The organism is Paenibacillus urinalis (genome assembly GCF_028747985.1).
Classification (GTDB): Bacteria; Bacillota; Bacilli; order Paenibacillales; family Paenibacillaceae; genus Paenibacillus; species Paenibacillus urinalis.
Genome location: NZ_CP118108.1, coordinates 3,007,344 through 3,022,555, shown reverse-complemented (window position 1 = coordinate 3,022,555; position 15,212 = coordinate 3,007,344). Strand labels below are relative to the sequence as shown.

Below are 15,212 nucleotides of genomic sequence, written 5' to 3'. Positions count from 1 at the left end.
AAATGAAGTATAAGCTGTTCGTTGCTGCAATGTGCTGCTTGTTCATATTCTCGCTGATTGGATGCAGTAATGACAAGACAAATATTGATGAAGCGACGGTTCCATTATCCTTGGGTCTCGATGTAGTAGATGAGAAGCTGCATTATTATATTTCCGCTCCAGTCTTCAGCAAGGAAATCCAGAAGAAGAGCCGGGAGGGAGAAGGAATTGCAGAAGGTCTAAGACAGTCAAGGAATCAGCAGGATGCCCAGTTTCCAGGTTCGGTATCAGGGAGAAACTATCAGGTGATTGTGGTGGGTAAAGAGCAGCTGCAATATAAGAATTGGACTAATGTTCTGGATGTAACGTTCCGCGACCCGCGTAATACGATCACAGATCGCGTCATAGCATTTGATGGACCGGTTGCAGATATTATTCATTTTCAAGCAAAGGATCAGCCGCCAACCTCAATATTCTTGAGAGCATTGATCGACTCGGGCAGTGAAAGATCGACGACAGTAAAGACTACAGCCCAGGAATTGCATAGACAATTAAACGATCGGGGAATCACGCCAACGATATCTGAGATCATGATTGAGAATGGCAAAATATTGCTCAAGGGCTCGGCTCTGCTGTCTCAAGAAGGGCAATATCGCGGCTCCTTAACTTATCAGGAAACCTCAATGCTGCAAATTTTGAAGAAAGAAGCTGAACCAGGTATAAGTCTTACATTTTCCGTTGATGGAACAGAGGAAGAACTCCCCTTTAACACAGAAAAGGTTAGCTTTAGTGTAGGTGATGTTTCAGTGAAGATTAAATCTGATCATGAAGACGGTAAATTTCAGTACAAGATTAAAGTGGATGCCGTGGTTAGTGTGACGGAGAAGTTTCTTGAGTATGAGCTTCTTGAGAACTCCGAAGATATGGCTTATGAATTAAGCGAGGAAATGGAGAACAGCATGGAACAGCTCATTAAGAAATTTCAGCAGCTCAAAGTCGATCCGGTAGGGTTTGGAATCTATTCGAGAGCATATCAATATCCATTCTTTAAAGAAGTACAAAATGACTGGGGTGAGGAGCTATCTCGAGCTCAATTTGATGTAGATGTGAATCTTCGGATCCTTGCTTCAGGAGCGGTTAAATAAGCTGATACGGTAGCGCCTGCAGCTAAAAAAAGACTGCGGGCTATATATGCCAGCAGTCATCTTTAATCCTCGCAGTAAATCCATCTCTTACTCGCTTGATAATTCCTTTAGCGATTTTACTTTACCATGCGGATGCTGATCTTGCTTACGTGACTTCCAGGCAGCTTCTTTCCTTCTTTTCTGGTCGGCCATAACAGTAATCCTCCTTAGGTAAAATGAGATGTATACTACTTCTATAGGGTGTCATTGCACGGCAAATTTCATTCGTATATATCAAGCTAGGCAGTCTCAATATAACGAAGTTTGTAAAATTTCTTCTGCTAACGAAACGAGATTGAGCCTGATGTCGTAATTAAAAAAAGGAAATAAGGTAAAACTATGTAAGCTTTCATTTCCGATCATGGTGAAGGTCATGAGCTGTGAAACAGAGACTGTTGCAAGGACATTCTAACAGGAGAGAGGGTAACACGATTGGAGTCTATTTGGCTGGAGTATGCATGGGCACTGCTGATTCTTATTGGATTGGAAGGATTATTATCCGCGGATAATGCCCTTGTTCTGGCGGTAATTGCGAAGCACTTGCCGGAAGAACAGAAGAAGAAAGCGATCAATTATGGAATTATTATGGCCTTTGTGTTTCGTTTTGGTGCTTTATTCGCCATCTCGTTTATAGCAAACGTTTGGCAAATACAAGCCATTGGTGCAGCGTATCTTCTATACCTCGGATTAAAGCATGTCATTAAAGCAAAATTCGGGAAGAAAAACGAGAAAATTCGTGAGGACGTCAAGGAAAAAGCGGCGGGAAAAAGCTACTGGGTCACAGTTGGTAAAATCGCGCTTGCCGATATCGCCTTTGCGATCGACTCTATACTGGCTGCAGTCGCCCTTGCACTTGGACTTCCGGATTCACCGCTTGGCAATTTCGGAGGGATGGACGGAGGTCAGTTTATCGTTGTAGTGCTCGGTGGAATTGCTGGACTGGTACTCATTAAGTTTGCTGCCACATGGTTTGTTAAGCTGCTTGTTGACCGCCCGGCACTGGAAACAACAGCCTATGCGATCGTTGCATGGGTTGGTGTGAAGCTGGCAGTAATTACCCTCGCTCACGAGGACATTGGAGTGCTGGATCATCACTTTCCACACAGCACAGGCTGGACGCTTGTATTCTATGGTGTGCTGGTTGCCATTGCGCTGTGGGGCTGGTTTGCTCCATCAAACAAGAAGCAGACAGCAGAAGATATTGTATAAGATCAAGCTGCTGTGAGCAGCGAAATATAACTTGTCGTTGACAATTTGAGTATGGAATTTCAGGAGCTGCGCATGACGCGGCTCTTTTTGTATTTTATATCTGCGAATTCTTACCATATGTGTGGGTGATTTGATAATATACATAGTAAATAGGTTACTCTATGATTCCGTTCATTTATTTCTTTCTTCAGTATTGTGAAATTAACTCAGCCTTAATAGAAATTAAGTATCATTAGAATTGGATTAACTATGGAGGAAGTGTACTATGAAAATTGCGATCATTACAGAAACATTCCTTCCCTCAACTGACGGAATCGTTACCCGTTTAACAGCTTCAATTCGCCATTTTTTAGCCGAGGGTCACGAGGTGATCATTATCGCGCCGGATTTGGGAATCACAAGCTATGGTGAGGCCAGGGTATATGGAATTCCAGCACGTCCACTTCCGTTATATCGAACGAAGAAATTTGCAATGCCAAGTCCCAGAGTTGGAAAGCTGCTGAAAGAGTATGACCCTGATGTCGTACATGTCGTCAATCCGGCTTTGCTTGGAGCTGCAGGAATCTACTATTCGCGAAAGTATGGGTACCCGTTGCTGGCATCGTATCATACCAACCTGTCACAGTATCTTGATTATTATAAGCTTTCTTATTTAAAAGGTTTGATGTGGTCCTATATTCGATCACTTCACAACCGGGCAGCTGTCAATCTGTGTACTTCTCTTACTGTGAAGGAAGAATTAACCTCTAGGCAGTTTCGGAATGTCATGCTCTGGAAACGAGGTGTTGATACCGAATTGTTCAGCCCGAAGCAATACAGTTTAGTCATGCGTGAGCGGCTGTCTCAAGGACAAGAGGGTAAGAAGGTATTGCTCTATGTAGGCAGATTGGCAGTAGAGAAAGAAATAGAGAAGCTTCGAGATCTGTTTGATGCTTCTGATCAATTTGTTCTGGCCATTATCGGAGATGGACCGCATCGACAGGCGCTGGAGGCTCATTTTAAGGGTACTCCTACACTCTTTACGGGCTTCCTATATGGTCAAGAGCTGGCACAGGCCTTTGCTTCCTCCGATGTTTTTATTTTTCCATCAACCACAGAAACGCTGGGTCTTGTCCTCCTTGAAGCCATGGCCTCCGGTCTTCCCGTCGTTGCCGCAAGAAGCGGTCCGACAAGCGAACAGATCAGACACGGGCATTCGGGATTATTGTATGATGCTGATGATCACAGCGATTTTATCTCCGCTGTTTGTCGGTTTGAAGATGAAGCTGTAAGACATAGGATGGCTGAGGCTGCATATCAAGAAAGTATAGGCAAAGGTTGGTCAGAGGCAGCAGAGCAGGTGCTTGGCTATTACAAACAGACGATCTTAGAAAGGAAGCTCAAGCATAACGAAGAAATCTTGAATTCCAATTAGAAGGAGAGATGTCGGCTTGAATTCAGTGGTGAATGATGTCGGACTTATTCTGGAAGGCGGGGGAATGAGGGGGTTATACACAGCAGGCGTGTTGGATTGCTTAAGCGATTGGGGCATCCACTTTCCGATTGTTGTATCTTCTTCCTCCAGCGCACTGATTGGAAGCTATTATATTTCGAAACAGAAAGGGAAGATTTACGAGGCCTTTAACCAACTGCTCGATGGTCGAAGTCTTGTATCGCTGAAGCGTATGCTGACCCATCAGGAGCTGTTTCATATGGATCTGATGTTCAGTATTCTGCCGACACAGCTGGCACCTTTTGATTTTAATCGCTTTTCTGAGTCCAATGCATTGTTTCTGATCACCACGACAGATATGGCATCCGGTTCTGCATTATATCATGATCATTATGATACTGTGGAAAATCTGTTCACCCTGGTTCGTGCTTCAAGCAGTCTACCTGTGCTCTCTCCAAGTGTATTATTCCAGGGCAGACGTCTTCTTGACGGCGGCGTAGCAGATCCAATCCCGATTCAGCCTTCCATTGAACGAGGTTACAAACGTCATCTTGTCGTTCTAACCCGTAATAAAGGGTATATCAAAAAGCCCGAGCCATACGGCTGGATGTATTATGGACTATTCAGGCAATTCCCGCATCTCCAGCATCAGCTGAAGGAAAGGCATCACTATTATAATCAAACCACGAAGCGCTTGATCCGAATGGAAAGGGATGACGAGGTATTTATCATTCAGCCTGAACAGCCTTTAATTGCAGGGAGAACGGAACGTAATAAGCGTGTGCTTATGCAGCTATATTGGCAGGGCTACCGTGAAACAGAGCAGCAGAAGGATGCGCTTTTCCGATTTTTGTTTAATTCACAAAATAAGAACAGATTGAATGCGTAAAGGATGGGTTAAAGATGACAAACATGGATGTACATAAAAAAATTATCGTATTTGGCGGCGATGGCTTCTGTGGTTGGCCGACCAGCCTTCACTTGTCCAGCTTAGGACATGAAGTGATTATTATTGATAACCTATCCAGAAGAAGAATTGATGAAGAGTGCCAGACCAATTCTCTCACACCAATTCAGTCCATGGAAGATCGTCTTAAAGCCTGGAAGGAAGTATCAGGCAAGCGCATTCAGCATTACCTTCTAAATGTTGCTGAGGATTACGATGATCTGCTAAATGTGATTATGGAGGAAAAACCAGATGTAATGATCCATTTTGCTGAGCAGCGATCTGCGCCGTATTCTATGAAATCCTCTCGTTTGAAGCGCTATACGGTGAATAACAATATTAACGCTACGCATAACATACTCAGTGCAATTGTGGAGAGCGGCTTAGATATTCACTTGATTCATTTAGGAACGATGGGTGTCTACGGATATGGTACGGCAGGGATTGCGATTCCTGAGGGATATCTCGATATTGAGGTGGTTACTGAAGCTGGCGATCGAGTGCAGCAGCAAATTCTGTATCCTACGAATCCGGGTTCCATCTACCATATGACCAAATCTCAAGATCAGCTGTTGTTTGCATTTTACAGTAAGAATGACAGGCTTCGCATTACCGACCTTCACCAGGGAATTGTATGGGGAACGCATACTCAAGAGACTCAATTAGACGAAAGACTGATCAATCGATTCGATTATGACGGAGATTATGGTACGGTCCTCAATCGGTTCCTTATGCAGGCTGCGATCGGACATCCGATTACCGTGCATGGGACCGGAGGACAAACAAGGGCATTCATTCATATTCAAGATACTGTGCGATGTATACAGCTTGCTGTAGAACATCCTCCTGCAACAGGTGATCGAGTACTCATCATGAACCAAATGACGGAGACACATCGAGTTATTGATCTGGCCCAGATGGTGAGTCGGTTGACCGGAAGTAGAATTGCTTATGTTCCGAATCCAAGACAAGAGGCGGCTGAGAATGATCTCCATGTCGAGAACGCTCTTTTTCTATCCAAGGGACTGGTTCCGATTACGCTCAATGAGGGTCTGTTATCGGAAATCACGGAGATCGCGAGGAAATATGGCAAGCGTGCCGATCATTCAAAAATTCCTGCCATGAGTACCTGGACGAAGCAGCAGCAACCCGGTATACTGTAATCTATTCATTTATAGACTTTAATAGCATGGGTTGAAAAAGGAGCAGCTGCCGTTTGTGTGGACGCTCCTTTTTGGGCTGGTGTGATATCATAAGTTCCCTATTTTTATATGCAACCGTATTAATCTTATATTTAAAACATGAGCGGTTCGGGCTAATATATAGCAGCGAAGGGTATTGTCTAATTCGTGTAAATTCGCAAAGTGAATACATAAGGAGACTTCTTAGAGTGAATAAACGTACAGGAACATTCAACAAAATTTATGCGATGCAGCTGGCAACGATATTTATTGGCTTCATCATATTCGGTTTATCTGAAAATATTAAAGGTCCTGCCATTCCCCGCATTCAATATGACTTCATGCTGGATGAATCTCAGCTCGGTACATTGTTATCGCTAAATGCACTTGGCTATTTAATTGCCTGCTCATTCACGGCTTATTTAACTAGAATATGGGGGATCAAGGTCATAACGGTATTATCCTTTGCCGCTATGGCGATCTCGGGAATATTCATCTTCCTATCCCAGCATTATGCCTTATTCTCAGCCTCCTATTTCTTGATGTATATCGGTAACGGTATGCTGGAGATTGGGCTCGCCATCCTTGGTGCTCGTATATTTGTGAAGAACACGGGGACGATGATGAATTTGACCCATGGATTCTATGGTCTTAGCTCGACAGTTGCTCCTCTAATTGCAACAGGACTTATGGAGGTTACAATTAACGGCTATACGCTGGATTGGCGAGGAATGTACCTTGTCATGCTGCTTCTATCCGTGATTCCTATCATTTTTGCACTATTCAGTTCATTTCCTGGTGATGATGTCGCCCAGGAGGATCGTTTGCCGCTAAAAGTTCTCTTGAAGGACCCCGTGCTATGGCTTATGGTTCTGGTGTTGTCATTTGGAGTTGTATCTGAATTGGCTGTCGGAGGGTGGCTCGTTAACTTCCTTGAGAAGGCTTACGGCTGGGACACCGTGTCGGCCTCAGGTATGTTATCAACCTTCTTCCTATGCTTCGCCCTGGCGAGATTGATCTTGGGGCCTGTTACAGACAGAATCGGATTTACCCTGTCTTTGATTATCTTTTCAGCCATATCTGCGATCTGTACATTTATTGCTATATTTGGTGGAGAGCAGCTTGCTTTTCTATTTGCAGCATCCGGGATCGGCATTGCGATGATCTATCCGACGGTGATGGCCTTCATCGCTAGACGTTATCCGAACGGAAGTGACACCGCAATTACGTTTACCGTCACCCTGATGGGGGTAGGAAGTGTGATCGGGAATTATCTTATTGGAGCTATAACGGAGTGGACGAAGAATTTTTTTGGCGCAGATACTCAGCTTGGACTATTCCGCGGGCTGCAGGCGGGTTATGGATTCATCGGATTATGTGCCGCTTTGTGTGCAATTACAGGCATCTTTCTCTATATTTATTTATCAAAACGTAAGCAAGTAATATAATGAGGTAATACGCTTTGTAGAAAGGATCGTATTTACATGTATTATAAAGGTGCGCTTCCAGGAGTTGATAATTTGATCTATTTCAAGAGCGACGTTCAATTGAAAGAAAATGACGTCGTTGTCTTGAATGATCAGAAATATTTCATTCAAAGTATAGAGAATGGATTGTTGCTGCTACTAAGAGTTGGCTCGATAGTTACGGTAAGTGTGTAACAGCATCTGATAGATATGGAGTCTATAGTTTGAAATGGGAAAGTCGCCTGATCTGGCGGCTTTTTTCGTGTAAATTGGTTATCGGTGCTTCGCGTTGACATGACCTGATTGGAGTCTTATAATCGTTTCGTCAGTGTGCAGCTTAGTGAAGAAGAAACAATCAAATGATTATAAAGGAGTGTAAGCATGACAGAATGGAATCAAGAGTACATTGTACTCTCCGGGGCAAGGGAGAATAATTTGAATGATGTGTCCCTGCGCATCCCGAAGCGAAAGATTACCATCTTCACCGGCGTGTCGGGCTCGGGCAAGTCCTCCATTGTATTTGACACGATTGCAGCAGAATCTACTCGCTTGCTGAATGAAAATTTTAGTATGTTTGTGCGTAATTTTCTCCCGCGTGTACCGCAGCCGGATACGGATGCGATAGAGAATTTAAGCATGGCTGTTATTGTGGATCAGAAAAGACTAGGTGGAGGGTCGCATTCCACGATGGGTACGATTACCGATATTTCGCCGATCCTGCGCCTGCTGTTCTCTCGAGTCGGTCAGCCGCATGTTGGAGCAGCTCATATGTTCTCTTTTAACGATCCACAAGGGATGTGCCCGGAGTGCAGCGGCTTGGGACGGAAGCTGGGTGTTAACATGAACAAGGCTATCGATAGATCCAAGTCTCTCTCCGAAGGAGCCATTATGCTGCCTGACTATTCGGTGAACGGCTGGGAATGGAACATGCTGATGCAGTCGGGAGACTATGATCCAGATAAGAAGCTGAGTGATTATTCGGAGGAAGAGCTGGAACAGCTGCTCTATTCTAAAGCACGGAAAGTAAAGATGGATTTTGCCGGAAAAGCAACGAATGTGACAGTAGAAGGTGTCATTGAGAAGTTTACCAACAAATACATCAAGCAGGATGTAAAGACCAAATCCGAGCGGACACAAAAAGCAGTTGCTCCTTATATCTCCGAAGGCCCTTGCTCCAGTTGTCACGGTGCGAGACTCAGCCAAGCCACTTTAAGCTGCAAGATTAATGGGCTTAATATTGCGGATATGTCCTCTATGGAAGTAGGGGAGCTTCTTGATGTGATTCAGAATATTAACGAGCCGATTGCAGCTCCTATTGTTAAATCGCTGACTGAGCGGCTTCAGCATCTCGTCGATATTGGACTCGACTATTTGACGCTGGATCGTGAGACAGATACCTTGTCTGGGGGCGAGTCTCAGCGGGTCAAGATGGTCAAGCATTTAAGCGGAAGTCTGGTTGATGTAACTTATATTTTTGATGAGCCCAGTGTGGGTCTGCATCCACGAGACGTACATAGACTGAATGAATTACTACAGAAGCTGCGCGATAAGGGCAATACGGTGATCGTAGTTGAGCATGATCCTGATGTCATCAAGGTCGCGGATCATATTGTGGATGTAGGTCCTTATGCCGGAAGTCGCGGCGGAAATATCGTATATGAAGGCAGCTATCAAGGTCTGCTTGAGTCGAATACGCTGACGGGCAACCATATGAAGCTTCCCCTTCAATTGAAGCAGGAATCGAGACGCCCATCAGGGCAGCTCTCGATCAAGGATGCATCGCTGCATAATTTGAAGAACGTGAGTGTTGATATTCCAGCAGGCATTTTGACCGTTGTTACAGGAGTTGCTGGTTCAGGGAAAAGTACGCTGATTAACGATATATTTCTCAGCGAGCATCCCGATGCAATCGTCATCGATCAATCTGCAGTAGGTGTCTCAACACGTTCGAATCCGGCTACCTATACGGGGATTATGGATGATGTGCGCAAAGCGTTTGCTTCCGCAAACAAAGTAAACCAAGGCTTATTCAGCTTTAACTCCAAAGGGGCTTGTGAGAATTGCCAGGGGCTGGGGGTTGTATATACGGACCTGGCATTTCTAGATAGCGTGAAGCTGCCTTGTGATGTGTGTGGAGGCAAACGCTTTAAGGAAGAGGTGCTGGAGTACAAGCTGAACGGCAAATCGATTGCAGATGTACTGGCAATGACGGTTGAGCAGGCCCTGGAATTCTTTGAGCTTAAGGAAGTTGTCCGTAAGCTGCAGGCGATGAGTGATGTAGGATTAACCTATGTGACACTCGGTCAGCCCCTCAGCACGTTGTCTGGCGGAGAATGTCAGCGTATCAAGCTGGCAAGCGAGCTGCACAAGAAGGGCAGCATCTATGTAATGGACGAGCCGACAACAGGTCTCCATATGTCTGATATTGGGCATTTGCTTGCTATCATGAATCGTCTCGTAGATACCGGAAATACGGTCATTGTCATTGAGCATAACCTTGAAGTGATCAGCCAAGCGGATTGGATTATTGATCTGGGGCCTGATGGAGGAAGCAAGGGCGGTCAAATCGTGTATGAAGGTCCCCCTGCACAGATCCTTCAAGCAGAAGCATCGATTACCGGAAAATACCTGAGGTAAAGGGTGGTAGAGGTATGAGTTTTCTTAAAGATATGTTCTCTATATTTAAGAAAAGAGAGCTTACATTATTGGAAAGCTATAAAGAAACGAATGATGTGTATACTTTCGTATTTGAGAAGGATCAAGATTTTATATGGAGAGCGGGTCAATACGGGTTATTCAGTATTACACATCGAGCAGTAAAGAATGGGACCAAACCGTTCAGTATCGCCTCCACTCCGTCCGAGAAGGTTGTCAAGATAACGACACGGATTGGGAATACACCGAGTGACTATAAACAGGCAATGTTAGAGCTGAAGCAGGGGATGAAGATGAAGGTAAGCGGTCCGGTTGGGGCATTTTACCTTGATAACAGCAGCCCTTCTCTGCTAGTTGCAGGAGGTATTGGAATAACGCCAATCCGGTCAATTCTGACAGAGCTTGAGACAGCGAAAGATGTAGTGGAGAGACCTATTCAGGTGCTCTATCTGGACAGCCATAGCTCCTATTTATTTAAAGACGAGCTCGATGAGATGGCTGGGCGCCGCCCTTGGATCCAGGTTATTTATCTGGATTCAAGAGAGCAGCTAGATCAAGCAATCAGCCGATTTGTAAATGAATATAACAATCGTGGCAAATACTATGCTGCCGGGCCCAAATCTCTGGTAGAATCAGTATCTTCTCACTTGCAAAAAAATGCGATTACTAAGCAGAATATTAAAAAGGATGCTTTCTTTGGTTATTGAACGATGTATGTTAGAATAACAGCTTAATTTACTTCTGGAGGATATATAATGAATCAACGATTTCGAATTACAAGATCGATGCAAGATGCTGGAGAAGCTCAAGATATTTCTTTAGATGAGTGCAAGGCATATTTTGCAGGGAAGACTGATTTTACTTATGAGACCGTACTGACTGTAAAGGGTCCTGAGAGTACGATGTCTATTAAGGGTGATTTCTTCATGTGGGAGCTGGGAGAGATGCGGATTCCGTTCCGACATTATGATGGGGATATTTATGTAGCCATTTCTCAAGAAGAGGTAGTACCTATGATGATGGAAGTCGCGTCAGATCTACGTGCAGATATTGTGGAAGGTTAATGAAGTTCGCGTTTAGGCATAAAGAATGAATAAATAGATACTATCAATTAGAGCCACCTTACAGGGTGGCTTTATGTTTTATAAAGGGAGCGTCTTAGACAAGGCAGAAGATGGGAGTATACAAAAAAACAGCCCCGACAGGCTGCTGAGTCTGATTATGAATAAAAAATGATTTGCACACAAAAAAGCAATGTGATACTATGTTGAAACGAATGTCTCAATGCTTTATCACAAGGCATAATGATCCTATTTTTTAATCTCACACTATAATCGTATCATATGCTTAGTGGATTGTCAAATTTCGAATAAAGGAGCGGATCTACAAGTGATGAATGCGAAGGAATGGACCCAAGAACAGGAACGGCTAGATCAGGTTGTACGTGAGCTGGAAGCGAGAATAATTGAATTGGAACCGGAGGTTACAGGACTACATGATCAGGTAACAGGTATTCGCCGTCGTTTCTGGGAAGAAGTGACGGTCAATACCAATACGCATGAGGACTTTGAAGAAACGTTTTACAGCATAAGGCAGCAGGAGGTGCTATTATCTGAACGGGAAAGAAGCCACAAGCTTCGTTTGCAGCAGTTAAAGAATATGAAGCGATTGCTGGGCTCGCCTTATTTCGGCAGAATTGATTTTGTGGAAAAAGGGATGAACTTCACGGAAAAGGTCTATATCGGAGTTTCTTCCTTTGTAGATTCGGAAGGAATGGATTTCTTAGTTTATGACTGGCGCACCCCGATAGCAAGCATGTATTACGATGATGAGCCGGGAGTGGCAGGCTATGATACACCAAGCGGACATATCACAGGTACGATGACGCTGAAGAGACAGTACCAGATTCGGCAAGGCAAGCTGCACAATGTGTTTGACACGAGTCTGACGATCGGAGACGAATTATTGCAACAGGTGCTTGGTCAAGGTGCTGACCATCAGATGAAGAGTATTGTAGCTACAATACAGAAGGAACAGAACGCCATTATCCGAGACGATACCAGTCGAATGCTGATCGTTCAGGGTGCAGCAGGCAGCGGCAAAACTTCAGCAGCGCTTCAGCGTGTTGCATATCTTCTCTACAAGCATCGGGATAGATTAACTGCGGATCAAGTCGTTCTATTCTCACCAAATCCGATGTTCAATAGCTACGTGTCGACTGTACTGCCTGAGCTCGGCGAAGAGAATATGCAGCAGGTGACCTTTCAGGAATATCTTGAATATTCGCTTAGCGACACATTTCATCTCGAGGATCCGTTTGATCAGATGGAATATATATTGACAGCACAACCATCCAATGAAGAAGAGTACGCAGCAAGGTTAAGCGGTATAAAATACAAAGCTTCTGAGGCATTCCTGATGGCTATACAAAACTACGCAGATGGGCTTATGCGGGAGGGGATGCAATTTAGTTCCATTCGGTTTCGTGGACATGATCTAATCACAGCAGAGCAAATAAAATCTAAATTCTACAGCTATGATGCTTCCATTCGTCTAGCCAATCGGATTGCACTGCTGAAGGAGTGGTTGTTAAGTGAACTTCGTATTCTTGAGAAAAAAGAACGGGAAGCTTCTTGGGTACGAGATGAGCTTGATTATCTTGATCAGGATGCATATGCCCAAGTATATCATGAATTGCATAACGAGAGGGCAGTCTTTGACTTTGCCGAGCAATATGAAGAGGTCAGAGAGAGATTAAATAACCGGCGCAGGGCGGATGAAGGGGATTTTGACTTCGCCGATCGGGAGGAAGAGCTGCTAAGAGCAATGGTTGTGAAAGAACAATTCTCACCTGTAAAACAAAGTGTAAAGCGGTTGTCTTTCATTGATATGGTGAAGGTATACTCAAGTTTATTTGAGGAAGAACGTGTGTTTATGCTGAAGACGAATCAAGCCGATGTCCCCTCGTTATGGGCCCAAATTTGTCAGCAGACGAAGGATAAGCTCTGCCGGCTAGAACTGTTCTACGAAGATGCCACCCCCTATTTGTACTTAAAAGAGCTCATTGAAGGCGTTCGGACAAATACCGGGGTGCGGCATGTGTTCGTGGACGAGGGGCAGGATTATTCGATGTTTCAATATGAGTACCTCAAAAAAATGTTTCCTCGTGCTCGAATGACAGTTCTGGGAGATTTCAGCCAGGCTATTTACACGCAGGCAACGGAGCTCTATGGTGTGGACTCCCCGCTCATTCGGCTATATGGCGAAGCGGACACAAGTTTATTTCACCTGATACGCAGTTATCGTTCGACGAGAGAGATTGTTACATTTACCAAAGCAATGCTGCCCGAAGCCAAAGAGGTTATCCCTTTTGATCGAAGTGGCAGGAAGCCTGACCTGTATAGCGTTGAAAATGGAGAGAATCGGATCATTCGTATGGCCGAGCACCTCACTTCTCTTAGGGAAGAAGGACTCACCTCAATTGGCATCATCACAAAGACGGCAGCCGAGAGTAAAGAGGCATATGAGCTGCTTACAGCAAGAGGCTGCCAAGATGTGAAGCTGATCACAAAGCGTACGCTCACTTTTGAAGCAGGTGTGTCGATTATCCCTGTCTACTTAGCGAAGGGTGTGGAATTTGATGCTGTCCTAATCTATGATGCGTCTGCAGATACGTATCATCAGGAGAGCGAGCGTAAGCTCTTCTATACGGCCTGCACACGTGCGATGCATCGGCTGTTGATCTATTCAGCAGGAGAATGGACGCCGTTTATCCAATCACTGGATGGAGATTTGTATGTGACGACACAGTATTAACAGATCCTCTCATAAGCTGCGTTGAGCCTTTAAAAAAGATGACTTAGCCTTAAAAAATGACCACTTACCGTAGAATGGCATCTATTTTCCAATCTACGGATTAGATTATGTATATAAATACATGAATCGAAAGGTGGTCACACAATTGAGAATTGTCATTAGCATTTTGGCAGGCATCGTTATCATTATTGTTTTAGGATGGGTCATATTAGCTGTGATGAACAGGCCGTTGTCAGAAAAAGAAGCCAGCGAACAGATCCGCAGCCATTTAACCAAAACGGTCAATAACAACCCTGATTTATCCAGTGTCTTACTAACGATTTACTCCAACCAAACGGGATACAATGAACAATTTGCTGTAGGAAAAGTAAATCATTCTTCAGAAAAAGCTGTTCATGCTGACAATCCGTATCATTCTGCCAGTATCGGTAAAACGATGTGTGCTGCTATTTTTGGTTTACTGGTCGATGAAGGCAAGCTTGAATATGACGACAAGATCATTAATTGGCTTGATCAGGATATACTTGAGAGATTATTTGTGATAGACGGCATAGATTATAGTGATCAAGTAACGATTAGACATCTCTTGACTCATACGTCAGGAGCTGCAGATTATTTTGAAGGACCTGTATTGCACGGAGAACCGATGCTGGCTAGAATCTCATCCAATTCAGATCTTGCCTTCACTCCCCAAGAGCTAATCTCGTTCACGAGAGATCATCAGGAACCCATTGGAATTCCAGGACAACAATTTTATTATTCGGATACGGGGTATATTTTGCTCGGACTTATCCTCGAAGCAGTGGAAGGTCAATCTTACTCGACGATTCTAGAGGAAAAAGTATTCAAGCCATTAGGGATGGATCATAGCTATTTGTTCACTACCGAGCGACCGGCGGCGGCTGAATTACTTGGAATCTACATCAATGATATTGACTTTAGCAGAAGAGATGCACTATCGGTTGACTGGGCAGGCGGGGGAGTGGTCACGACAATGAATGATTTATTAACGTTCATGCGAGCACTAGAAGGAGGAGAATGGTTGTCGGATGAGGTGTATCGTCAGATGACGAGCTTTGATCAGCAATATGAGAAAGGAATTCATTACAGTATGGGCATGATGTTATTTGACTTTAGTGAGCTGTCCTTTCTGCTGGGCTCAATGACGGATCTGTATGGCGGTGTCGGCGCTACTGGGACTTATATGCTCTATGATAAACAAAAGGATACGTATTTTATTGCGAATTTCGGTTCTCTGAAGTACAGGAAAAAAGGAATTGAGGAGTTAGTAAAAATCAGGATGATCTATGATAGGATGGTTGTAGAATAACGAATTTTGTATGC

The 15,212-nt window shown here is 44.2% G+C and carries 13 protein-coding genes; 12 read left to right on the top strand and 1 reads right to left on the bottom strand.

The features are described from left to right. Positions 1–2 precede the first annotated feature (2 nt). Entirely contained in the window at positions 3–1,124 is a 1,122-nt protein-coding gene (locus PUW25_RS13990; RefSeq protein WP_274338624.1) for a Ger(x)C family spore germination protein, read from the top strand. Between the two features lie 87 nt (positions 1,125–1,211). Here PUW25_RS13990 and PUW25_RS13985 read toward each other — a convergent pair whose 3' ends face one another. Beyond that, entirely contained in the window at positions 1,212–1,316 is a 105-nt protein-coding gene (locus PUW25_RS13985; protein WP_238546281.1) for a DUF6254 family protein, read from the bottom strand. A gap of 279 nt (positions 1,317–1,595) precedes the next feature. On the opposite strand from PUW25_RS13985, the gene PUW25_RS13980 reads away from it, so the two are divergent. The 11 genes from PUW25_RS13980 (at position 1,596) to PUW25_RS13930 (ending at position 15,198) form a co-directional block, all read left to right on the top strand. Continuing rightward, a complete protein-coding gene (locus PUW25_RS13980) occupies positions 1,596–2,372 on the top strand; it encodes a TerC family protein (protein ID WP_047910293.1) in 777 nt (258 codons plus the stop codon). 265 nt (positions 2,373–2,637) lie between these two features. Next, positions 2,638–3,786 carry a glycosyltransferase family 4 protein gene (locus tag PUW25_RS13975; protein ID WP_274337224.1) on the top strand — a complete coding sequence of 383 codons (1,149 nt, stop codon included), beginning with the start codon at positions 2,638–2,640 and terminating at the stop codon, positions 3,784–3,786. Between the two features lie 25 nt (positions 3,787–3,811). Continuing rightward, entirely contained in the window at positions 3,812–4,693 is an 882-nt protein-coding gene (locus PUW25_RS13970; RefSeq protein WP_274338304.1) for a patatin-like phospholipase family protein, read from the top strand. Positions 4,694–4,707: 14 nt separating this feature from the next. Then, positions 4,708–5,913 (top strand): NAD-dependent epimerase/dehydratase family protein, encoded by a 1,206-nt coding sequence (locus PUW25_RS13965; RefSeq protein WP_274337223.1) that lies wholly within the window; start codon positions 4,708–4,710, stop codon positions 5,911–5,913. Between the two features lie 266 nt (positions 5,914–6,179). Continuing rightward, on the top strand, positions 6,180–7,379 hold the full coding sequence (locus PUW25_RS13960) for an MFS transporter (protein WP_152557664.1): 1,200 nt from the start codon (positions 6,180–6,182) through the stop codon (positions 7,377–7,379). A 36-nt stretch (positions 7,380–7,415) separates the two neighbouring features. Further along, positions 7,416–7,592 carry a hypothetical protein gene (locus PUW25_RS13955; protein WP_177178700.1) on the top strand — a complete coding sequence of 59 codons (177 nt, stop codon included), beginning with the start codon at positions 7,416–7,418 and terminating at the stop codon, positions 7,590–7,592. A gap of 186 nt (positions 7,593–7,778) precedes the next feature. Next, on the top strand, positions 7,779–10,034 hold the full coding sequence (locus PUW25_RS13950) for an excinuclease ABC subunit UvrA (protein ID WP_274337222.1): 2,256 nt from the start codon (positions 7,779–7,781) through the stop codon (positions 10,032–10,034). 14 nt (positions 10,035–10,048) lie between these two features. Beyond that, complete coding sequence (locus PUW25_RS13945; protein WP_047910289.1) at positions 10,049–10,759, top strand: ferredoxin--NADP reductase; 711 nt, start codon at positions 10,049–10,051, stop codon at positions 10,757–10,759. A gap of 48 nt (positions 10,760–10,807) precedes the next feature. After that, on the top strand, positions 10,808–11,116 hold the full coding sequence (locus PUW25_RS13940) for a hypothetical protein (protein ID WP_274337221.1): 309 nt from the start codon (positions 10,808–10,810) through the stop codon (positions 11,114–11,116). Positions 11,117–11,444: 328 nt separating this feature from the next. Beyond that, a complete protein-coding gene (gene helD, locus PUW25_RS13935; protein ID WP_274338302.1) occupies positions 11,445–13,868 on the top strand; it encodes an RNA polymerase recycling motor HelD in 2,424 nt (807 codons plus the stop codon). Positions 13,869–14,013: 145 nt separating this feature from the next. Beyond that, complete coding sequence (locus tag PUW25_RS13930; protein ID WP_274337220.1) at positions 14,014–15,198, top strand: serine hydrolase domain-containing protein; 1,185 nt, start codon at positions 14,014–14,016, stop codon at positions 15,196–15,198. Positions 15,199–15,212: the final 14 nt, after the last annotated feature.